Source organism: Pontimicrobium sp. MEBiC01747, from assembly GCF_053601635.1.
On sequence record NZ_JBSHNS010000313.1, the window covers coordinates 1 to 360 of the forward strand.

The 360-nt window shown below is 31.1% G+C and carries 1 pseudogene; it reads right to left on the reverse strand.

Features of this window, described 5'->3' with window-relative positions:
• Nucleotides 1–360: pseudogene (locus ACVC2P_RS10355) on the reverse strand (hypothetical protein); the annotation flags it as partial.

The window sequence follows — 360 nt, forward strand, 5'->3', positions numbered from 1 at the left end:
GCTAAAGCTTCCCAATTTTGAAATATATCTCGCCAATTACCTTCATAATCTAATATTTTTGATCCATCTTCATTACGTGTGTTTATTGAAAACTTATTCCAAGGGCGGCTAGGATCTCCATGACGACGACTAAATTTTAATGGCATATACTCTAAGCATAAGCGGCGAAAGTTTTTATCTTCTGTATTTAAAGCTATTTCTTTAAGCTTAAATAACGAAAACTGTTTAGAAAGTTGCTCTATAACTTGTTCGTTATTTCGTGCCACTTTTTTGTTCGCTTTAGAGATATAATTTTTAAAGTCCCATTTCTCTATAGTATAATTATTATCAAAAATTCCACCACGCATAATATTAAATCTG